The organism is Chryseobacterium camelliae (assembly GCF_030818575.1).
GTDB lineage: Bacteria > Bacteroidota > Bacteroidia > Flavobacteriales > Weeksellaceae > Chryseobacterium > Chryseobacterium camelliae_A.
Map to the genome: position 1 here is coordinate 1,346,300 of NZ_JAUTAL010000001.1, position 21,729 is coordinate 1,368,028.

Below are 21,729 nucleotides of genomic sequence, written 5' to 3' on the forward strand. Positions count from 1 at the left end.
AGAGGATTGTCGGCTGATCCGTCTCTAATCTTATTTTTTATGATAAGGTCCGACTCCTTAAACACAGTTAAGACCATTTTCTGACCTTTTGTCCGGGTCTTTACTTTACCATTATCAATGTATTGTTTTGTATGTTGATTCTTTCTGCTATTTTTAGAAATGTTGAAATAACATTTATTTATGAATAAAAAAGCACTGATTCTATTCCTGGGTTACGCTACATTTTCATTCGGCCAGGCAGACCGTAAAGTCAGCTATTTTCCGCTGAAGGATGTACGTTTGTCAGAAAGTGTATTTAGTGTAACCATGGATACCGATAAAAAATACATCATGTCCATGGACCCGGACAGGCTGCTGGCTCCTTACCTGAAAGAGGCGGGATTACCCGCTAAGGCTGTTAATTATCCGAACTGGGAAAATACAGGTCTGGACGGACATATCGGAGGACACTATCTGTCTGCATTATCATTATTATATGCTTCAACGGGCGATCCCAAGGTTAAACAGCGGCTAGATTACATGATCAGTGAATTGGAACGCTGTCAGAATGCCTCAAGAGAGGGTTATGTTTCGGGTGTTCCAAATGGGAAAAAGATCTGGAAGGAAATTGCGGAAGGCAATATCCGGGCTTCCAGTTTCGGACTGAATGACCGATGGGTACCTTTATACAATATTCATAAACTCTATGCCGGACTTTATGACGCTTATCAATATACGGACAGCAAAAAGGCGGAAAAAATATTGATTAAATTAACGGACTGGATGGTCAATGAAGTTTCACATCTATCCGATGAGCAAATTCAGGAAATGCTCCGCAGCGAGCATGGCGGACTCAATGAAGTATTTGCCGATGTTTATGACATTACCAAAAATAAAAAATACCTTCAGCTGGCCCACCGGTTTTCGCACCTGGCGATCCTGAACCCGCTGCTGAATGGCGAAGATAAACTTACAGGAATCCATGCCAATACGCAGATCCCTAAAGTGATTGGTTATAAACGGGTGGCTGACCTGGAAAACAATACAGCATGGAGCAATGCCGCAGATTTCTTCTGGCACAATGTGACTGAAAAAAGATCTTCCATCATCGGAGGAAACAGCGTAGGGGAACATTTCAATCCCATCAATGATTTCAGCAGTATGATTAAAAGTGTTGAAGGCCCGGAAACCTGCAATACCTATAATATGCTGAAGTTAACCAAGGCATTATTTGCTACATTGCCCAAATCCTATTATATGGATTATTATGAACGGGCATTGTATAACCATATCCTTTCCACGGAAAACAGGGAAAAGGGAGGGTTTGTATACTTTACGCCGATGCGTCCCGGACATTACAGAGTATATTCTCAACCGGAAACAAGTTTCTGGTGCTGTGTAGGCTCCGGAATGGAAAACCACGCGAAATACGGTGAAATGATCTACGCGCACTCCGGACAGGATCTGTATGTAAATCTTTTTATTCCTTCCACACTCAGATGGCAAGAGAAAAAGATAGTTTTAAGGCAGGAAAACAACTATCCGGAAACCGCAAAAACCAGACTGGTCTTTGACCAGGCCGGAAATTCAATCGTCAATATCAGGCTCCGCTGCCCGCAATGGACTGCTTCATCAGAAGTGACAGTTACGGTAAATGGAAAAGAATATAATGTGTCTCCGGACAGTAACGGGTATTTTAATCTGAGCCGGAAATGGAAGAAAGGCGATGTCATTGAAATGAACATGCCGATGCACCTTTCATCAGAGCAGCTTCCTGACCATTCAGGATATTATGCCTTTAAATATGGCCCGGTAGTTCTGGCGGCACGGTACGGCACCGAAGAGCAGCAGGGAATGTTTGCCGATGATAGCCGCGGCGGACATATCGCCCACGGTCCGCAGATTCCACTAAATGATATTCCTGTAATTATAGGAGAAGCAACAATGGTAAACAGCCATGTTCAGCCTGTGCCAGATGAAAAACTAACCTTTAACCTTACGGGACTTTATCCTGCGGCTCAATTCAGCCAGGGACTCAAGCTTGTGCCGTTTTACAAGATCCGGGAAGAGCGGTACATTATGTACTGGCCTCAAGCGGATCAGAACAAAATTGAGAGTTTACAAAGGCAGAAGGCAGAAGAAGAAGCCGAAACGCGCAGGCTTGATCAGATTACCATCGATCAGATCCAGCTCGGAGAACAGCAGCCGGAATCCGATCATTTCTTCGAAAGCAAAGATTCCAACACGGGATATATGGAAGACCGGCATTTCCGTGATGCCAAAGGCTGGTTCAGCTACAGTATGAAAAATTCCGGTAAAAACGCAGCTTTCCTGTATGTACTGTACTTCGATAATAATGCCGGGCGTATGCTGAATGCTGAAATCAACGGTAAGAAAGTCTTCGCTAAAACACTCGAAGGTAAAGCCGGAAATTCGCCTCAGTATCTGCTTCTGCCTATACCGGATTCGGAAAAAAGCAAAGAAAGCCTCACCGTAAAATTCTTTGCGGCGGACCAGGCCATGACTTCAAGGATTATTGAAGTCCGGCTTCTTACCCAAAATTATGAAAAATCCATCAAGTAATTTATATAACAGATCATTCCATGAATATTTCTAAGTCTAAAACGGCCTCTTTCCTGTTTGTCAGCATTTTCAGTATTTCCATGATGGAAGCCAAAGTAAAGCTTCCTGCCTTGGTTTCGGACGGGATGATCCTGCAAAGAAACATGCCGCTGAAAATCTGGGGATCAGCTGATGCAGGTGAAAAGGTAAATGTTAAATTTTTAAATAAAACCTACACTACCAGCGCCGATAAAAGCGGGAACTGGAACATCATGCTTCCCGAACTGAAAGCCGGCGGACCGTACGTAATGACCATTAACGAAATTACCCTGAAAGACATCCTGATCGGTGATGTATGGGTAGCTTCCGGACAATCCAATATGGAGCTTCCGATGCGCAGGCTGACGCCGTTGTACAGTGACGAAATTAAAAATGCCAACAATAAAAACATCCGGTTCTTCACGGTACCGCAAAAATACAATTTCAAAACTCCGCAAACGGAGCTGGACGGTGGTAAATGGCAATCCACCGATCCGCAAACCATTCTTGATTTTTCAGGAGTAGCGTTTTTTTTTGCCAAAGAAATCAATGCCGAAGATAAAGTTCCGGTGGGAATCATTCACACCAGCCTCGGAGGATCTCCGGTTCAGGCCTGGATGGACACGAATTCCCTGAAAAAATATCCTGAATATCTGGATGAAGCTAAAAAATGGCAGAACGATGACCTGATTAAATCTACCGAATCCGGTGAGCAGGCAGCCAGCAGAGCCTGGTATACCGAGCTTGATCAGAACGATCCCGGATTGGCACAGCATTGGGAAAAAGCGGATGTCGATGACTCAGGATGGAAAACCCTGAAGGTTCCGGGATCATGGGAAGATCAGGAAGGATCTTTTGACGGAACGGTTTGGCTGAGAAAAGAAATCAATGTACCGGCCGGATCATCCGGTAAACCGGCATTTTTAAATTTAGGAAGAATAAAGGATGCCGATGTTACTTACATTAACGGAGTAAAAGTCGGAAATGTAACCTATGAATATCCGCCACGCTGGTACGACATTCCGGCAGGTGTACTGAAGGACGGAAAGAACATCATTACGGTCCGCATCACCAACGGAAGCGGAAAAGGACAGTTCATTGCTGACAAACCGTACTACCTGGAAGTGGGAGGACAGAAAATAGATCTTACCGGAGACTGGAAATATAAAGTCGGCGCAAAAATGTCGAGAGTAGCTCCCGGACAGACTTTTATCCGCTGGAAACCGACCGGATTGTACAATTCAATGATCAATCCGCTCACCAACTATAAGGTAAAAGGATTCCTTTGGTATCAGGGTGAAAGCAATACCGGAAAACCGAAAGAATACGGCGACCTGCTGACGACTATGATCACCGACTGGCGCAATAAATGGAATGAGCAAAACGCGCCATTCCTGATTGTGCAGCTGGCCAACTTCATGGAAAGCAAAAGCCAGCCGATCGAAAGCAACTGGGCGGAACTGAGGGATCAGCAGCGCTTAGTTTCCCAGACCGTTCCAAATACCGGACTGGCCGTAACCATCGACGTAGGAGAGTGGAATGACATCCACCCGCTGAATAAAAAAGCAGTCGGAGACCGGTTGGCTTTCCAGGCTTTGAAAATAGCCGATAAAAAGAATATCGTGGCAGACGGACCAGTATATCAGTCGATGAAGACGGAAGGAAATAAAATCATACTTTCTTTCAAAACCGGGACAGATGATCTTGCAAGAGTAGCCGAACTGAAAGGCTTTGCCATCAAAGATTCAGACGGAAGCTGGGCCTGGGCGAAGGCAAAAACGGAAGGTAAGAAAGTTATTGTATGGAACGATGCGGTTAAAAATCCGGTAGCCGTACGCTACGACTGGGCCGACAATCCGGACGGCAATCTCAAAAATACAGCCGGGCTTCCTGCTTCACCTTTTACAACAGAAAAAAATTAATTTAATCCTCATATTTAAAAATGAATAATCATCCACAGAAAATATCAGTATCCGAAAAAATAGGCTACAGCTTAGGTGACCTTGCGGCCAACCTCGTTTTTCAGACCCTGGTTACCTACCTCGCGTATTTTTATACCGATATTTACGGACTCAAGCCGGAAGATGCTTCCATCATTACTCTTATTGTCGGTCTTATCGCAGGATTCGGATTCAATCCGGTCATCGGTGCTCTGGCAGACCGTACCAAAACCAAATGGGGGAAATTCCGTCCGTGGATCTTATTTACAGCCGTTCCGTTGGGGATTGCGGCTCTTCTGGCCTTCAGCACACCCGGTTTTTCATATAAAGGAAAAATGATCTATGCAGCCATTACGTATTCCATACTTTTGTTACTATACGCAGCCAATAACCTGCCGTATGCCGCACTGAGCGGAGTAATTACCGGTGACATGGGAGAGCGAAACAGCATTTCTTCCTACCGTTTTGTAGCGGTAATGTTTGCCCAGTTCTTTGTTCAGGTATTTATGCTTCCGATTATCCTTTCCGTAGGGCATGGCGACAAAGCAGCCGGTATAGAAACGGTAATGACCTGGCTGGCTGTTATCGGCTCGGTGATGCTGCTGATTACTTTTTTTACGACGAAAGAAAGGATTATTCCAACCTCCGAACAGAAATCAAGCCTGAAAGAAGACCTGAAAGACCTTTCCAAAAATAAGCCTTGGATCATTATGCTTACCGTAACCGCTCTTATTTTTATCACCCTGGCGATGAAGGGAGGTTCGTACGTCTATTACTTCAACAATTATGTAGACGAGCCGGCTCTGGCTTCATTCATTTCACCGATTACGAACTTTTTCAATTCCATCGGGATGAATTTCTTCGGGGAAGACCCAAGATCAGCAGGTTTCGGACTGTTCAATGCCGGCGGGATCATCATGATGATTGTAGGGATTACCTTTTCTAAAAGATTTGCCGATAAATACGGTAAAAGAGATGCATTTATTGCTTCCCTCTTTATTTCGACTTTATTCATTGTTGCTTTTATATTCTATCCGCCAAAATCGGTGGGATTAATGTTCCTTTCGCAGATCCTGCACGGCTTTTTCTACGGAATCAGCACACCGCTTCTTTGGGCAATGATTGCCGATGTAGCCGACTATTCCGAGTGGAAAAACAACCGACGCGCTACAGCGATTATTTTCTCAGCCATGATGGTCGGATTAAAAGTGGGATTAAGTATTGGAAGCTCATTGGTTTCTTCCATTATCGGACATTACGGTTACATTTCATCCGAAGGAACGGAAAATGTCATTCAGCCGGAAACGGTGGCCAGCGGTGCGAAAATGCTGGTGAGTATTTTCCCGGCCATTCCGTTTTTTGCAGCCTGCGGATTGTTGATGTTCTATAAAATCAATAAAAAAATGGAGGTGCAGATCGAACGCGATCTTAAAGAAAGGAGGAGAAAGGAGGATTGATATCATGCTTTAAGCTCCTTAGGAGCGGCCTGTTAATAGCCATTACAGGATACCATCAATTAAGCCTCGTAGAGGCGACCTGTTAATAAATAAATTATAAAAAATAATTATGAAGAAAGCCATTGCAGTAATAGGAATTTTAGCCCTCACCGTGTCGTGTAAAACGGCACAGACCACATCTTCCGGCGACTCCCTGAAAAATGCATTCAACAATAAATTCTATATCGGAACCGCAATGAGCCTTCCGCAGATTGATGGGACCGATGTAAAATCGGATGACATCATCAGAAAGCAGTTCAGTTCCATCGTTGCGGAGAACTGTATGAAATCCATGTTCATCCAGCCTGAGGAAGGGAAGTTTTTCTTTGATGATGCCGATAAGTTTGTAGCTTTCGGAGAGAAAAACAAGATGTTCATCATCGGTCACACGCTGATCTGGCATTCCCAGTTGCCGAGATGGTTTTTTGTAGGCAAGGACGGGAAAGACGTTTCACCGGAAGTCCTGAAACAGCGGATGAAGAGCCATATTTCCACGTTGGTTGGAAGATACAAAGGCCGGGTAAAAGGCTGGGATGTCGTAAACGAAGCCATTATGGAAGACGGAACTTATAGAAAATCCAAGTTTTACGAGATTCTGGGCGAAGAATTTATTCCGCTTGCTTTCCAATACGCACAGGAAGCGGATCCGAATGCCGAACTGTATTACAACGATTACAACGAATGGTTTCCGGAAAAAGTGAAAACCGTTACCAGAATCGTTAAGGATTTAAGATCAAGAGGAATCCGGATCGATGGAGTAGGAATGCAGACCCACGTAGGACTGGACAATCCGAAACTGGAAGAATACGAGAAAGCCTTAACGGATTATGCCGCGGCCGGCGTAAAAGTAAATGTTACCGAAATGGAAATCAGTGCGCTTCCTTCGCCGTGGGGAACTTCGGCCAACGTTTCCGACAAAGTGGAATACGAAGCGAAAATGAATCCTTATACCAAAGGGCTTCCTGAAAATGTTCAGAAAGAATGGGAAACCCGTTATCTGGATTTCTTCAGACTGTTCCTGAAGCATAAAAATGAAATCCGGAGGGTTACTTTATGGGGCGTTACCGACAATCAGTCTTGGAAAAACGATTTCCCGGTAAAAGGCAGAACCGATTATCCGCTTCTTTTCGACCGTAATTACCAGGCAAAACCGGTAGTAGAGAAAATTATTGAATTAACAAAGTAAAATTAATAAACCGCAAAAGACACAAAAGAAATGCTTGAAAATAGAGCGGTTCAATAGAACAAAAAAGCGATATGATAATTCTTTTCTGAACTTTTGAATAGCTTGAAGCAGAATGAAATCTTTTGTGACTTTTGTGGTTGAAAACAAAATCAATTATCTAAAAGTCTAAACTATAAAAAATGAACAAAGCAAAATACCTTTTCCCGAAAGACTATATGGCTGATCCTTCTGTACACGTTTTTGAAGGCAAACTGTATATCTATCCGTCCCACGACCGTGAAAGCGGCATCGAAGAAAACGACAACGGCGACCATTTCGATATGAATGATTACCACGTTTTTTCCCTTGATAACTTGGAAAACGGTGACATTACAGACCACGGCGTAGTGCTTTCGGTAGAGGATATTCCATGGTCGGGAAGACAGTTGTGGGATTGCGATGTAGCCCATAAAGACGGTAAATATTATATGTATTTTCCGCTAAAGGACAAAAACGACATTTTCAGAATTGGAGTCGCGGTGAGCGACAAACCATACGGGCCGTTTGTTCCGGAAAAACATCCGATGATGGGCAGTTACAGCATCGATCCCTGCCTTTTTGAAGACAACGGAAAGCATTATATGTACTTCGGAGGAATCTGGGGCGGGCAATTGCAGCGGTACCGCAACAACAAAGCTTTGGAATCTGCGGTGATCCCGAATAACGACGAGCCTGCCATTCCATCAAAAGTGGTGATGTTGAGTGACGATATGTTGGAATTCGGCGAAGAGCCAAAAGACGTTCTTATTCTTGATGAAAACGGAAATCCGCTGCTTCATGGCGACAAGCACCGCTTTTTCGAAGCTTCGTGGATGCATAAGTACAATGATAAATATTATTTCTCTTATTCCACGGGAGATACGCACCTGATCTGCTATGCAACCGGTGATAATCCTTACGGTCCGTTTACCTTTCAGGGAGAAATCCTGACACCGGTGGTAGGATGGACCACTCACCACAGCATTGTGGAATTTGAAGGGAAGTGGTATCTGTTCTTCCATGATTCCGTTCCAAGCGGCGGTAGGACGTGGCTGAGAAGCATGAAGGTCATTGAAATCGAATATGATAACGATGGCAAGATTAAAACCATAGAAGGGCTGGAAGAAAATCAGTAATCTTGGATCAACCATGTCAGGAGTCTAAATCCTGACATGGTTTTAAGCACTCATTATCGAAACCCGTACGGTTTAATAACAATAGCCACAGGTGAAACCTTTGGAAAAAATACAACAGACAAACCCTGTTTAATTCAAATCAAAATTAAAGTAAATCCCGATGCATAATTTCAGAATGTACCTGGTCTTATTATTCATGATTCCGTTAGCGGTTTTCGCAGAAGATGGCAGTCAGCTCTGGCTGCGGTTTCCGGCGAAGAACGGCATTTCGGCAGATAAAATCATTTCCAGAGGAAACAGCCCGACGCTGAACATTGCCCGCAAAGAACTGAGCAGCCACTGGCAGGGACAGACCGTGGAACTCCGCACGGAAAAATCATTGAAAAACCTGAAGGACGGATACACCATCAAATCCGTTCAGAACAAAATTGTAATTTCTGCGGGGAAAGAAATCGGATTGTTGTATGGTGTATATCATATTCTAAGGCTTCAGCAGACCAATGTTTCAACGGCAAACCTCAACATCACCGAAAAGCCTTCGTTTGATGTACGGGTTCTTAACCATTGGGACAATCTGGACGGCAGTATCGAACGTGGTTATGCAGGGCATTCATTATGGAAATGGGAAGATCTGCCCAACACCGTTTCGCCAAGATATGAAGCGTATGCAAGAGCCAATGCCTCTGTCGGGATCAATGCAACCGTACTGAATAATGTGAATGCTTCGCCGAATATGCTTCGGGAGGACTATCTGAAAAAAGTGAAAATACTGGCGGACATTTTCAGACCTTATGGGATTAAAGTTTACCTTTCCGTGAACTTTTCCTCCCCTAAAGTATTGGGAAAAACGGAAAATTCAGATCCTTTAAACAAAGATGTACAGAAATGGTGGAAAGACAAGGCGGCTGAAATTTACAAATTGATTCCGGACTTCGGAGGATTTCTGGTGAAAGCCAATTCGGAAGGGCAGCCGGGACCGCAGGATTACGGAAGAACCCACGCCGATGGTGCCAATATGATGGCCGATGTGCTGAAGCCTTACGGTGGAATCGTGATGTGGCGGGCGTTTGTGTACAGTCCGAGCAAAGAAGACCGGGCCAAGCAGGCCTATCTGGAATTTGTTCCGCTGGACGGAAAATTCAGGGATAATGTGATCATCCAGATTAAAAATGGGCCGATCGATTTTCAGCCGAGAGAAGCTTTCAATCCCCTTTTCGGAGCATTGAGAAAAACCCCGGAAATGGTGGAATTTCAAATTACCCAGGAGTATTTGGGACAGTCCAATCACCTGGTGTTTCTGTCACCATTGTTTAAGGAAACCCTTGAAAGCGATACTTATGCAGACGGCAAAGGATCTACCATTGCGAAGATTACGGATGGTACTTTAAGACCGGGCAAAATAACAGCGATATCCGGAGTAGCCAACATCGGGGAGGATACGGACTGGACCGGCCATCAGTTTGCACAATCCAACTGGTACGCCTTCGGAAGACTGGCCTGGAACCATGAACTGACCTCCGAACAGATCGCCGATGAATGGATTAAAATGACCTTTACCGACAGGCCGGAGTTTGTAAATCCGGTAAAACAGATCATGCTCACTTCCCGCGAAACCGTGGTGGATTATATGATGCCGTTAGGCCTTCACCATATCTTTGCCGGCAACCACCATTACGGGCCGGAACCCTGGGGTGACTATAAAGGTGGAAGACCGGACTGGTCTCCAGTGTATTATCATCAGGCAGATGCAAGAGGAATCGGCTTCGACAGAACCAGAACCGGAAGCAATGCCGTTTCCCAGTATTTTCCGCCATTGAATGAAATCTATGGAAACATCGAAACCTGCCCGGAAGATCTTCTTCTTTGGTTCCACCATGTGCCTTGGGATTATAAAATGAAAGACGGCAAAACCCTTTGGGACGAGCTGTGCTACAAATACGATTCAGGAGTTCATCAGGTGAGGGAATACCAGAAAACCTGGGACCAAATGCAGCCTTATATTGATGAACAGCGGTTTTCAGAAGTTCAGTCAAAATTGAAAATCCAGGCAAAAGATTCCGTGTGGTGGAAGGATGCCTGCCTGTTATATTTCCAGACTTTCTCAAAACGGCCGATTCCGTACGACATCGAACGTCCGGTAAACGAGCTGGAGGATCTGAAGAAAATCAAGCTGAATATGGGACATCATAATTGATAAAAAAATGAGGCAACTCTTTCTCCGTGATTAAAAGAAGAGTTGCCTCAAAACTTGACTGTACGTAAAATTTTCCCTGTTTAACCAGGAATGGTTGTATATATAATAATAGTTATGGACTATCCTATTTTAAAGAAATGATCTTGTTGAAGACATTTCCGTTTTCCTCTACTCTTATGGTATAGGTTTCTGCAATTTGCGGATTCAGGTCGAAGGTCAGGTCAACCGCTCCGTCTTCAGCAACTTTGTTTCCGCTGTAATGAACATTGTTTGATGAATCATATACTGAAACATTAACAGGATATTTCGGGCCCTCCACATGAAGCTTTACCATATGGCCTGAAACGGTAAACTCCGGCTTGGTAACACTGCTTACCGGCGTCTTATCCATTTCAATAGTATTTGTTTTACTGATGGTAATTTTGTATTTTTCAACTTTGGATTCAGATTCGGCTACCAGATAATAGGTTCCAGGAGCGAGTGCCTGAAGATCATATGATTTGGCGATCTGGTCTTCATCATTGAGGTTTTCAGCATATATCTCCCCATCGGCATCATTATAAATGAAAAGGGAAAGGTTTTTAGCATTGGATACCTCAAAGTGCAGTGTCTTGGCTTCTGCCTTCTTTACGGACAAAGAAAAATCTCTGTCTTTACTCATCAACCCTGCTGACATAAGAGAGAAAGCAAGAAGAAAACCGGATTTTAAAACTGCATTCATGATAATGTTTTTTAGATCAGTTAATTATAGTACAAATGTACAGCCGCCAAATGAGGTGTCCTACCATACAATTTTCATATATATGCTTTATATTAACCATGTATGTATGTTAATTAAATATTAATTGTTAATTTTGTGCATTATTTGATCAATATACCATAATTGCAACGGTTATGAAACATTCACATCCTTCATTTGAAGCCATTAAACCCAATATCGGGAGCAGTTTTACCAGCCTGAAATTCCTGACCAATGAGAATATCAAATCCCATGTATGGCATTACCATCCGGAAATAGAGTTGATCTATGTCTGTAAGGGGTCCGGGAAGAGACAGATCGGAAGTAATATATCCTATTTCTCGGATGGAGACCTGGTGCTCATCGGAAGTAATCTTCCGCATTGCGGGCTTACCAATGAAAACACCAATAATGAATATGAAATGGTCATTCAGTTCAAACCGGATTTTTTAGGGGAAGCAATCTGGGAAACCCCGGAGATGCAGCGTATAGTCAGCCTTTTGGAAAAATCAAAAGCCGGCATTGTATTCGGGGATACCGTAAAAAAAGAAGTCGGAAAAAAAATCCTTGATATGCATGACTCATCATCTCTGGACAGGTTGATCCGGTTTCTGGGAATCCTCGATGAGCTTGCGGTTACTCAGGATTGCAGGATCCTGAATGCGGGTAAGTACTATCTTCAGACCCAGGTGGAGGACAATGACAGGATCAATGTGATTTTCAATTATGTAAAAGACCACTTCCGGGAGCAGATGACTCTGGAGGAAATCGCTGATCTTGCCAACATGAAAGTACCTTCGTTCTGCCGTTACTTTAAGAAGATCACCAACAAAACCTTTACGCAGTTTGTCAACGAGTACAGGATCACCCATTCTTTAAAACTGCTGGCAGAGCAGCCTTTAAGCATTACAGAGGTGTGCTTTGAAAGCGGCTTCAACAATTTCAGCTATTTCAATAAGACGTTTAAGGAATATGTTAAAAAAAGTCCGTCACAATACAGAAAAGAATTCAATTATCTGATTGAGTAAATAATACAGACCTCTGGTATTAAACTGTGATGGCTTTGTCAATGATCGCTGTGGCAATTACGGAGGCCAGGTCATAACTCTACAGTTGATTTTTAGATATGTTCATAAGGTTTTTTCATATCATTAAAACTTTGTCTTGATGATTCGTTTTACAGCTGAAAGCATGCTGATTTAAATGGAAGGAATATTGTTAATCCCGGAATTTAGCTGTATTTTTAACATTTAAAAATGAAACGATTTAAACACACCAGTGTATGCGGAAAAAATTAATTGAAGATACAAAAGCGGCATTCCGGAAAACATTTCATTCAGAACCCGAGTACTTGTTCCTGGCTCCGGGCAGGATCAACATCATCGGCGAGCATGTTGATTATAATGACGGCTTTGTACTTCCTGCTGCGATCGATAAATACATCTGCTTTGCCGTTAAAAAACAGGAAGATTCAGATACCAGTACATTTTTTGCACAGGATTTTGATCAGTTTTTCAGCTTTAACACCAATGAAAAACAGGTTCCGGTTGATCAGCAATGGGCCAATTACCTCCTGGGCGTTTTCAATGCCATCCAGGAAAACGGGAAAAGTACCGGCGGCCTCCAGGTAGCCTTCAGCAGCACGATTCCCATGGGTTCCGGATTATCTTCATCTGCGGCACTGGAATGCGGGTTTGCTTATATCTTAAATACTTTGTTTGATCTCGGACTTTCTAACAGTGAAATGGCTTTAATCGGCCAGAAATCGGAACATACTTTTGTTGGGGTCAACTGTGGGATCATGGATCAGTTTGCATCCGTATTCGGAAAGGAAAATAAGGTGATCATGCTGGACTGCAATTCGCTGGACTATCAATACTATGATGCAGAACTGGACGGATATGCCTGGGTATTGTTCGACAGTTGTGTAAAGCACACGCATCTTACTTCGGGATATAATGACCGCAGAAAGGATGTGGACCGTGGAAAAGAGGTTTTATGGAAAAAATTCCCGCAGGTACATAAGTTCCGGGATTTTACACTGGAAAAGCTGGAAGAATGCAGGGATGAAATGGGGGATATCCCTTATATCCGTTGCAGTTATCTTTTAAAAGAGATCAGAAGGGTAGAGCAGGCCGTTCAGGCACTATCTGAAAATCGTCCTGAAGAACTCGGGCGGCTGATGAACGAAACCCATGACGGGCTTTCCCGTGAATATGAAGTCAGCTGCGAAGAAATTGATTTTCTCGTGGAAGAAACCCTGAAAGAAGAAGGTGTTTTAGGGTCAAGAATGATGGGCGGAGGCTTTGGTGGCTGCAGCATTAACCTTATTGAAAAGGATCAGGTGGAAAGAGTCGTTGAAGCCATAAGCAAAAAATATAAAGATAGATTTAATATTCCGATGAATATTTATTCCGTTAAAATTTCAGATGGAATCCATGAATACATGAGTGATGAATACATTCAATCCTAAGAAAAATCCGCACAGGCGCTATAATCCGCTTTTGGATGAGTGGATACTGGTATCTCCGCAGCGGTCTGAAAGGCCGTGGCAGGGACAGACTGAAGATTCCGGCCATGAACAGCAGCCTTCATATGATCCGGGCTGTTATCTTTGCCCCGGAAACACCAGGATCAGTGGTGAAAAGAATCCTGATTACAAAGGAGTATATGTCTTTGACAATGATTTCGGATCATTGATGAGGGAAGAAGTGGAGTACCCTGCCGGAACAACTGATTTTTTTGTGATGAAGCCCGAACGCGGAATCAACAGGGTCATCTGTTTCTCTGACGACCATAGCCTGACGTTACCCGAAATGGAAGTCGGTGACATCCGCAATGTGGTGGATCTCTGGCAGCAACAGTATAGGGAGCTGGGCGCCATGGATTTCATCAACCATGTCCAGATCTTTGAAAACAAAGGCAGGATCATGGGATGCAGCAATCCGCATCCGCACGGACAGATCTGGGCGCAGTCATCCATTCCCACCCTTGTACAGAGAACACAGCATAACCTTAAAAAATACTTTGACAGTCATGGCAGGTCATTATTGGAGGATTACCTGGAAAAGGAGCTTGAGACGGATGAACGGGTGATTCTCAAAAATGAACATTTTGTGGCATTGGTTCCATTCTGGGCATCCTGGCCGTATGAAACAATGGTTATAAGCAGGCGGAAACTATCTGATATCAATCAGTTTTCAGAACCGGAAAAAACAGCATTGGCAGAAATCCTGAAAGGACTTACGGTGAAGTATGATAATGTCTTCAATACCTCTTTTCCATACTCTGCAGGGATCCACCAGGCACCTACGGACGGAAGTGATCATCCGGAATGGCATTTCCATATGCATTTTTATCCACCGCTCCTGCGCAGCGCTGAAGTTAAGAAATTTATGGTGGGGTATGAGATGCTTGCCGAGCCCCAGCGTGACTTAAGTCCGGAACAGAGTGCAGAAGTTCTGAAAGCTCTTCCTTTAGTGCATTATAAGAATAAAGATAAATAGGGATCGGGATTTGGCAAGATATTAGAATCTCTGTAAACCATCCTGTAAGCAGGATGAAAAAAGAAATCATTTTATGAAAGATATCAGACTTATAGTAACCGATATGGATGGGACCTTCCTGAATTCCAATTATGAAATCAGTCCAGAATTCCCAGCCATCTACAGCGAACTGAAAAAAAAGAATATTTTATTTGTGCCCGCCAGCGGAAGACAGATGCCGGGAATCACACAGTATTTCGAAGATATTGAAGATGAAATCGGGTTCATTGCAGAAAACGGAGGCTATGTCATCTATAAAAATAAAGAACTCTTCACCGACCGGCTGGAGCATAAACATATTGTAGATATCATCAGGACTATTCGTGATATTCCCAAAGCCAGAGCAGTATTGTCTGCAAAAAAGACGGCTTACTATGAAACGGATGATCAGGATTTCGTAGACTTCTTTTCAAAGTATTATACTAAAAACCAGAAAAAGGATGACCTGACAGAAGAGGTGGATGACATTGCGTTTAAAATTGCAGTGTACCATCCGGATGGTGCGGAGGAGCATCTCTATCCATTTGTAAAACAATTTGAGCAATATGATCTTGAAATCGTGATTTCCGGTAAGCACTGGCTGGATATTATGAATAAGAACATCAACAAGGGAAATGCTCTGGAAAAACTGCAGCAGGCACTGGATATTTCTCCTGAACAGACCATGGCTTTCGGCGATTATATGAATGATATCGAAATGCTGAAAAACGCACAATATTCCTTCGCCATGAAAAATGCACACCCTTCAGTAAAAGAAGCGGCGAGTTATGAAGCCTGTTCCAATGACAATTTTGGGGTTTTGCAAACGATTAAAACACTTCTTGAGCAATAAAAAAGATTCAAATTCCCGTAAATCTATTTTTCGTGTTACAGATATCGTAATTCTACTGCCTTGTTTGTAGAAAAAATTCTACAAATCATAGCGATGTTTTACGGATATTTATTTTTTTCAATGAATTTATAATTAATTCATTTATAATTGCTTGCATGTCAGTTTAAAATAATTACCTTTGCCGCGAAATTATTTTAATCCATTGTTCTAATTAAAAACCAAATATAGAAATGAGAATTTACTGTATTGCGGCATTTTTTCTTTGCTGTATTGCCCACGCCCAAGTAGGGAATGTAGGCATTAACACAACCACTCCCCGAGTTAAGCTCGATGTTAACGGAACCTATAAATCTCAGGAAATTATTTCAGGAAATATCTCCAATGTAGGCGCCGGCGAAAAAGATCGTTATCTCTTATTAGGTCAAAGCAATATCGATAACAGTGTAAAACGAATAGACCCAAGCCAGGGAAATGCTCCCGGTATTGCAAGTATTATTACCTATAAGCTGACTAATGCCGATCTGGACTGGGTGGAAAGTTTCAATACGAAAATCAATTCTACTGATTATTCCCTAATGGTTTTGTCTGCATATTTTGACCGCGATGTGGTTGGCAATGTTACCGCTATTCCATCCTACGGCGTAAAGAGTGTAAATAATGAATGGATCATCTACGCAGATTATTCTCAGCTCGCTTCTACAACTAACGGTACCTGGACCGTTGTATGCGCAGTATATCCTAAAACCTATGTAAAAATCTATTCCGAAAAGGGCCCTTTCAACCTACAAGGTACTTCAACAGGAACAGACGCTTCTCCAATTCTCCAATAATTAAAAACATGAAAAAAAGTATCATTGCAATGGCTATTCTGGGATTAGGATCTCAGATGCAGGCCCAAATTGGAATAGGAACAACAACTCCTTCACAGAAGCTTGAAGTGGTAGGAAGCACGGCCGTTCAATCTTCAGTTTTCCTCGATCCGGTAGATTATGCAAACAACGCTTCAGGATTTACTATTTTGGGTACAGATCCGCAATCAAGTGTGGTGAACGGGAAAATTCTCGCAGTAGAAAACCTGTATACGCCGCTTATCGTACAGCCGTATTCCATTACCAATATCTACAGGGATGACCTTACCGATCTCAATCTGAATATTTCTACAGATAAATTCTTTATTACCGTAGCTAATTTCCAGGCCATTCCAAGTAACGGAAATAACGGAATTTATACAGATACTTCGGTAAGCCCTATCAATAAAGGACATTTCGTGTTTAACATTTTCGAATCCGGAGGAACCTGGCATATCAGCATATCGTATCCTACGCTTAATACGCAGAACACCACGGATCGGTATACGTATAATTTTGATGTCATCCTTTATTCCAGAAGATTTTATAAAAATCTTGGTACGATTACCTATGATCTGGGAGGAAGCAATAACGGAAGTGCACCGTCTGCACCTAGTGGAATTTAATGATTTAAACACATGAAAAATACTATAAGTTTAGCTCTATTGTTATTCGCTGCCTTTATCGGCAGGGCACAGACCACAGGAGTAGGAATAGGAACAAATACCCCCACACACACGCTTGAAGTGAATGGAAATATGAAGCTTAGCGGTGACCTTTATTTTGAAAATCCAGGGAATCATACCGGTAACTCCGCCGATTCTTACCTTCTGGTAAGAGACAACAGTGATCAGGTCCTGAAAAGATATGTTCCTGCAACGGCACGGTACAGCGCGATCAACAGTACGGTATATTTCATTACCAATATCAATCCTCAGGGACTTTCCAATTTTGATACCGGAATTTCTTCAGCCGACTACTATGTTGTGATAGGTGGATTTATCATCCGGGGTGTAAACAACAACTCAAATATTAAACTTACACAGCCTGGGAACACCAATCAGTATATTCCTCAGTATTCATGCCGGGCATTTGTACAGAACGGAACCTGGCGTATTGAATTCATGCCTAATAACGGGCGTGTATTTGATCAGAATCCCGAAATAAGGCTCAGTGTAAGTGTATACAGAAGAGACATGCTTACAACAGTAAACAATACTATCACGGTGGATATGGGCGCTAATACGGCAGGGACAGGATCTGCCCCGGCACCGGTATTACCGTAAAAATACCATTATTGTAATCAATGAAAATCCGGAATAAGATACCCTTATTCCGGATTTTTTATATCTGTCCGATATAGAATCCAATTATTATTTCATTCCATATCTTTCGGAATAATCCGCTCTTTTATGGTGTATGATCTGAAATACCAAGCTGCTTAACGGCGGCGGAATTAAGGTAAATGTTTTCAAAATGAAGCAGTGACTCCACGTCTTTAAAGGTTTGGGACATCATATCCGATTTATTGAATGACAGCTCAATAGATTCATCATACGAGGCTGTGATCCTCACCACGGAATAGCCGTTGTAAGCAATGGTAAAGCCATGAAAAAAACACCGTCGTTCTGCTTCCTGGTAAATGCGGTATTCCCGGAATGAAGGAGTATCAGATTCCGGACTGGAGGGTAATTGGTTATGTTCCAAAGTTTTCCATGCCGCGTAATTTTTCGGTTCCTTCAGGATATTGCCCTGAGCATCTACAGGGACAAACATGCCTAGAAGCAAAGGCTTTTTGAGGAACACGGCATAATTATTCATCAGGTTCAGGGTCTGAAGATCGGCATAGCCTTCATTGGCATAATATTCAATGACGAAATCGGTCATAGGGATCAGTTTGTGCAAGGAATCGTCTGTCATACGAAGGTTATTGGTTTATAATCATAATGAAAGGGACAAATATACGGATTTCCGGTTTTGGAGAAAATATTGTGCCATTGTAAAATTTCGTTTTTGCGGACCACTTTTTAAATATTTAAGTAATTTTTTTCTATAATATCTGGGACAAATGAAGGGACCTCGTCTGTTGCATTGGTAGACGCAAAGACAGGAATAGTTGACCTGATTTCAACCTTATAAGCAACTTATTTTTCAGGATTTTTGCCTTCCTGATCTGCTTAATATATAAACCCTCAGAAAATAATCTGTCTTGAAATCAATTTATAAGCATAAAATTTAATGCAGCCCTCCATAAGGTATTGGCATTTTCCAATTAAAATTAATATCTTTGAGCACTCAAAAAAAGAGGCCTCATAGTTCAACGGATAGAATAGAAGTTTCCTAAACTTTAGATCCAGGTTCGATTCCTGGTGAGGCTACACAACAGGAGAAGTGACTGATATCGCTTCTCCTGTTTCTATTTTGGAATAGGGCCGGCAGAAATCGTATATAGCCAGGCATTGTATTTTAAACTTAAAATTGATGACTATTAAATCCTTTGTATAAACCAAAAGGAAAAGATGAACGGCAATTATTTTTTGTAAGTGGTTATTATTTCGGACATTTGAGTAGTGTCTAATTAAAATCTATGAGAAATAATATCCGACTTAAAACGTTCTTCATCGGTACCTTACCTAATGTTTTTTTAGGCATGATTTTTTCCTGTTCAGCAACCAGACCGTCGCAAGATGCAGTTCTTTACCAGGCAGATCCGCTGTATATGGAAATTGAAGCATCGGGTCGGGAACTTACTATAAAGAACCATGTTCCGGGAGTTGCCGTCGCTGTGCTCCGGGATGGGAAGATGGCCTGGATACAGACGATAGGCTATGCGGATCTTGCAGGCAGAAAACCCGTAACGCCTGAAACGATTTTTAACATTGGTTCTATCTCGAAGCTGGTTTCTGCATGGGGCTTTATGCAACTCACAGAAAAAGGCCTTGTAAAATTAGACGATCCCGTTGATCCGTATCTCACCCGTTGGCATCTGCCAAAATCCGAATTTGACCCATCAAAAGTAACACTCAGACGGATCCTAAGCCATACCGCTGGACTTTCAGTACACGGATATGGCGGATCAGAGCAGGGTACGGCTCTGCTCAGCCTGGAAGAATCACTGAATGGAAAAACCAAACGGAATGGTGAAACGGTGCATCTGATCAATGATCCGGGCACCAAATGGGAGTATTCAGGAGGCGGCTATACGCTGGCACAACTGCTTCTCGAAGAGAAGACCCACCAAAGTTTCGCCACCTATATGAAACAGAATATTTTCCGGCCGCTTGGAATGAAACATACCAGTTATGAATGGACTGCCGATATGATGGCGACCTCAGCAACGGCATATGACGAACAGGGAAAGCCTATAAAAAACCGGATTTTCACTGAAAAAGCAGCGGCAGGGCTTCAGACCACGATTAAAGACCTGGCCCATTTTGCGGAGCTGTCTATTACACCGGATTCCCATCAACTGAACAAAGTCCTGAAACCAAATACCATAACGTTAATGGAAACGCCCGTTCTTCCATCCTCGGACGAAGGCGGAAGCGGTCTTGGATACCGGTTTATGAATTACGAAGGTTTCAGAACCATAGGCCATACCGGTGAAAATGCTGGCTGGAGTGCGGCTCTGTTCCTGGATCTGCCCACAAAAAGCGGCCTTGTTATCCTATGTAATGGATCCAACGGTGATCGGGTTTGGTTTCCCATCTATCAAAGCTGGTTAAAGACGGTTAAAACAAAAGGCGGATCTTCCAGGTAATTCCCCGCAAAAATAATTTTATAGTAAGTAAACACATCTTATGATCCATTTTATCTCACGCCTATGCTTTAACGTCGTTATCTGCGTAAATATAGCTAGAGATTTGAATAAAGCTGCCTGGAACCGACTTGTAATAGCAGAGCATCATAAAAAACATCAATAAATAGATTAGCAGGATACCATTTGTGCTGGATATTTTTTACCTTTACGGTTGTAACGTACAACCTAATGACTAACCTTAATTGATACTCATGGAAAAGAACATACATCAGGGAAGAAATGTAAAACGCTTCAGGGAAATGCTCGGGATCAAACAGGAAGCTTTGGCCCTTGATTTGGGCGACGAATGGAACCAGAAAAAAGTATCCCTGCTGGAACAGAAAGACGTGATCGAAGATCACCTGCTTAAAAAGATCTCAGGAGTGCTGAACATCCCCGTTGAAGCTTTTAAGAATTTTGATGAGGAGCATGCGGTGAATTTAATTTCATGTACATTTTCAGATAACGCCATCTTTAATAATAGGGTTGACGTTCAAAATATTAATTCTATTGATAAATTTATCCAGTTGCACGAAGAGAAGATTGCTCTGTATGAGAGGATGCTGAAGGAGAAGGATGATATGATGGAAAGATTGGAAGGTTTGATTAAAAGTAAGCACGACTGATTTTAGAAGATTGCTATTTATAGATACGGCTCAACTGTTTTGGTTGAGCCGTATCTATATACAGGTAAATTGATTATTTAACAAAATGTAATCACTTTCAGTGAACCAATTTTTTATTGCTTCTAATGTTATATAATGGATTTGTATAGAATTATTTTAGACAGTACTAAGCATCAATAGCAGCTGTTACAATAACTTTTATCCACATATACCTTTTTGCTTCCTGAGTAATAATAACATCCTCCTTTCTCACCTGTATGCAAACTATGACCATTATAGGAACAATAATCTGAACTTCCAGATCCTTCACATGAACAAACTGCCATTGCCAGCACAAATAGTAAAAGTAATTTTTTCATAATTCAATAAAATAATAAATTTAACTTTTTGTAAAAGTAGAGGATGATGGCTGTTAAAAAATACGGATTCCCGTAGTCTAAAGGTTTTTAATAAATCTTCGATAATCACAATATCTGAGAATATATAATGGAGTCTGGTGGCAATTTAAATATAGAAGAAGTTTAGTTTTAGATAAATAATATCCACCCATAAAAGAATCCGCCCTTTAGAGGCGGATCCAGTAGATAAAAACATCTCATTTTTTTAATTAGACAACAATAAAAAAGCATAGCCGACAATGCTATGCTTAAATTTTTATAAATTTAATTGCAATTTCAGGAATGAAAAAGGCAAAATATATTTCCACTTCAGTTGTATTACATAGTAAATGTAGAAAATTATTTTTAATTTCCATATAAACGGAATGTTAAAATTCACATATTATCCACAA

General features: G+C 42.1%; 17 protein-coding genes and 1 tRNA gene. 16 read left to right on the top strand and 2 right to left on the bottom strand.

Annotated features, from left to right (window positions below):
• Positions 1–180 precede the first annotated feature (180 nt).
• The 6 genes from QE404_RS06055 to QE404_RS06080 all read left to right on the top strand — a co-directional run bounded on the left by QE404_RS06055 (position 181) and on the right by QE404_RS06080 (position 10,550).
• Positions 181–2,562: a glycoside hydrolase family 127 protein gene (locus tag QE404_RS06055; RefSeq protein WP_307447928.1), complete on the top strand. Its 2,382-nt coding sequence runs from the start codon at positions 181–183 to the stop codon at positions 2,560–2,562.
• A 20-nt stretch (positions 2,563–2,582) separates the two neighbouring features.
• Complete coding sequence (locus QE404_RS06060) at positions 2,583–4,502, top strand: sialate O-acetylesterase (protein ID WP_307453773.1); 1,920 nt, start codon at positions 2,583–2,585, stop codon at positions 4,500–4,502.
• 20 nt (positions 4,503–4,522) lie between these two features.
• Positions 4,523–5,977 carry an MFS transporter gene (locus QE404_RS06065; RefSeq protein ID WP_307447937.1) on the top strand — a complete coding sequence of 485 codons (1,455 nt, stop codon included), beginning with the start codon at positions 4,523–4,525 and terminating at the stop codon, positions 5,975–5,977.
• Between the two features lie 109 nt (positions 5,978–6,086).
• On the top strand, positions 6,087–7,202 hold the full coding sequence (locus tag QE404_RS06070) for an endo-1,4-beta-xylanase (protein ID WP_307447940.1): 1,116 nt from the start codon (positions 6,087–6,089) through the stop codon (positions 7,200–7,202).
• Between the two features lie 179 nt (positions 7,203–7,381).
• Positions 7,382–8,356, top strand: coding sequence for a glycoside hydrolase family 43 protein (locus tag QE404_RS06075; protein ID WP_307447943.1), 975 nt, complete (start codon positions 7,382–7,384; stop codon positions 8,354–8,356).
• Positions 8,357–8,516: 160 nt separating this feature from the next.
• Positions 8,517–10,550 carry an alpha-glucuronidase gene (locus QE404_RS06080; protein WP_307447946.1) on the top strand — a complete coding sequence of 678 codons (2,034 nt, stop codon included), beginning with the start codon at positions 8,517–8,519 and terminating at the stop codon, positions 10,548–10,550.
• Between the two features lie 124 nt (positions 10,551–10,674).
• On the opposite strand, the gene QE404_RS06085 is transcribed toward QE404_RS06080, so the two are convergent.
• Positions 10,675–11,271, bottom strand: coding sequence for a hypothetical protein (locus QE404_RS06085; RefSeq protein ID WP_307447949.1), 597 nt, complete (start codon positions 11,269–11,271; stop codon positions 10,675–10,677).
• 173 nt (positions 11,272–11,444) lie between these two features.
• On the opposite strand from QE404_RS06085, the gene QE404_RS06090 reads away from it, so the two are divergent.
• The 7 genes from QE404_RS06090 to QE404_RS06120 all read left to right on the top strand — a co-directional run bounded on the left by QE404_RS06090 (position 11,445) and on the right by QE404_RS06120 (position 17,800).
• On the top strand, positions 11,445–12,317 hold the full coding sequence (locus QE404_RS06090) for an AraC family transcriptional regulator (protein WP_307447952.1): 873 nt from the start codon (positions 11,445–11,447) through the stop codon (positions 12,315–12,317).
• 254 nt (positions 12,318–12,571) lie between these two features.
• The gene (gene galK, locus QE404_RS06095; RefSeq protein WP_307447955.1) at positions 12,572–13,762 is read left to right on the top strand and encodes a galactokinase; all 1,191 of its coding nucleotides are present in this window, start codon (positions 12,572–12,574) and stop codon (positions 13,760–13,762) included.
• Complete coding sequence (locus tag QE404_RS06100; protein WP_307447958.1) at positions 13,743–14,795, top strand: UDP-glucose--hexose-1-phosphate uridylyltransferase; 1,053 nt, start codon at positions 13,743–13,745, stop codon at positions 14,793–14,795. The genes galK and QE404_RS06100 overlap by 20 nt, the downstream gene beginning before the upstream one ends.
• Positions 14,796–14,868: 73 nt before the next feature.
• Positions 14,869–15,666 (top strand): Cof-type HAD-IIB family hydrolase, encoded by a 798-nt coding sequence (locus tag QE404_RS06105; RefSeq protein ID WP_307447962.1) that lies wholly within the window; start codon positions 14,869–14,871, stop codon positions 15,664–15,666.
• A gap of 230 nt (positions 15,667–15,896) precedes the next feature.
• Positions 15,897–16,496 (top strand): hypothetical protein, encoded by a 600-nt coding sequence (locus tag QE404_RS06110; RefSeq protein WP_307447964.1) that lies wholly within the window; start codon positions 15,897–15,899, stop codon positions 16,494–16,496.
• Between the two features lie 8 nt (positions 16,497–16,504).
• The gene (locus QE404_RS06115; protein WP_307447967.1) at positions 16,505–17,140 is read left to right on the top strand and encodes a hypothetical protein; all 636 of its coding nucleotides are present in this window, start codon (positions 16,505–16,507) and stop codon (positions 17,138–17,140) included.
• Positions 17,141–17,152: 12 nt separating this feature from the next.
• Positions 17,153–17,800 (top strand): hypothetical protein, encoded by a 648-nt coding sequence (locus tag QE404_RS06120; RefSeq protein ID WP_307447970.1) that lies wholly within the window; start codon positions 17,153–17,155, stop codon positions 17,798–17,800.
• Positions 17,801–17,924: 124 nt separating this feature from the next.
• On the opposite strand, the gene QE404_RS06125 is transcribed toward QE404_RS06120, so the two are convergent.
• On the bottom strand, positions 17,925–18,434 hold the full coding sequence (locus tag QE404_RS06125; RefSeq protein ID WP_307447973.1) for a hypothetical protein: 510 nt from the start codon (positions 18,432–18,434) through the stop codon (positions 17,925–17,927).
• 386 nt (positions 18,435–18,820) lie between these two features.
• On the opposite strand from QE404_RS06125, the gene QE404_RS06130 reads away from it, so the two are divergent.
• From QE404_RS06130 to QE404_RS06140, 3 genes are all read left to right on the top strand, one after another.
• Positions 18,821–18,892, top strand: a tRNA-Arg gene (locus QE404_RS06130).
• A gap of 209 nt (positions 18,893–19,101) precedes the next feature.
• Positions 19,102–20,274, top strand: a complete 1,173-nt coding sequence (locus tag QE404_RS06135) for a serine hydrolase domain-containing protein (RefSeq protein ID WP_307447975.1) — start codon at positions 19,102–19,104, stop codon at positions 20,272–20,274.
• A 251-nt stretch (positions 20,275–20,525) separates the two neighbouring features.
• Positions 20,526–20,939 (top strand): helix-turn-helix domain-containing protein, encoded by a 414-nt coding sequence (locus QE404_RS06140; protein ID WP_307447978.1) that lies wholly within the window; start codon positions 20,526–20,528, stop codon positions 20,937–20,939.
• Positions 20,940–21,729: the final 790 nt, after the last annotated feature.

Coding starts and splice junctions, on each gene's coding strand:
- QE404_RS06055 (WP_307447928.1), top strand. CDS start 181: ATGAATAAAAAAGCACTGATTCTATTCCTGGGTTACGCTACATTTTCA.
- QE404_RS06060 (WP_307453773.1), top strand. CDS start 2,583: ATGAATATTTCTAAGTCTAAAACGGCCTCTTTCCTGTTTGTCAGCATT.
- QE404_RS06065 (WP_307447937.1), top strand. CDS start 4,523: ATGAATAATCATCCACAGAAAATATCAGTATCCGAAAAAATAGGCTAC.
- QE404_RS06070 (WP_307447940.1), top strand. CDS start 6,087: ATGAAGAAAGCCATTGCAGTAATAGGAATTTTAGCCCTCACCGTGTCG.
- QE404_RS06075 (WP_307447943.1), top strand. CDS start 7,382: ATGAACAAAGCAAAATACCTTTTCCCGAAAGACTATATGGCTGATCCT.
- QE404_RS06080 (WP_307447946.1), top strand. CDS start 8,517: ATGCATAATTTCAGAATGTACCTGGTCTTATTATTCATGATTCCGTTA.
- QE404_RS06085 (WP_307447949.1), bottom strand. CDS start 11,271: ATGAATGCAGTTTTAAAATCCGGTTTTCTTCTTGCTTTCTCTCTTATG.
- QE404_RS06090 (WP_307447952.1), top strand. CDS start 11,445: ATGAAACATTCACATCCTTCATTTGAAGCCATTAAACCCAATATCGGG.
- galK (WP_307447955.1), top strand. CDS start 12,572: ATGCGGAAAAAATTAATTGAAGATACAAAAGCGGCATTCCGGAAAACA.
- QE404_RS06100 (WP_307447958.1), top strand. CDS start 13,743: ATGAATACATTCAATCCTAAGAAAAATCCGCACAGGCGCTATAATCCG.
- QE404_RS06105 (WP_307447962.1), top strand. CDS start 14,869: ATGAAAGATATCAGACTTATAGTAACCGATATGGATGGGACCTTCCTG.
- QE404_RS06110 (WP_307447964.1), top strand. CDS start 15,897: ATGAGAATTTACTGTATTGCGGCATTTTTTCTTTGCTGTATTGCCCAC.
- QE404_RS06115 (WP_307447967.1), top strand. CDS start 16,505: ATGAAAAAAAGTATCATTGCAATGGCTATTCTGGGATTAGGATCTCAG.
- QE404_RS06120 (WP_307447970.1), top strand. CDS start 17,153: ATGAAAAATACTATAAGTTTAGCTCTATTGTTATTCGCTGCCTTTATC.
- QE404_RS06125 (WP_307447973.1), bottom strand. CDS start 18,434: ATGACAGACGATTCCTTGCACAAACTGATCCCTATGACCGATTTCGTC.
- QE404_RS06135 (WP_307447975.1), top strand. CDS start 19,102: ATGAGAAATAATATCCGACTTAAAACGTTCTTCATCGGTACCTTACCT.
- QE404_RS06140 (WP_307447978.1), top strand. CDS start 20,526: ATGGAAAAGAACATACATCAGGGAAGAAATGTAAAACGCTTCAGGGAA.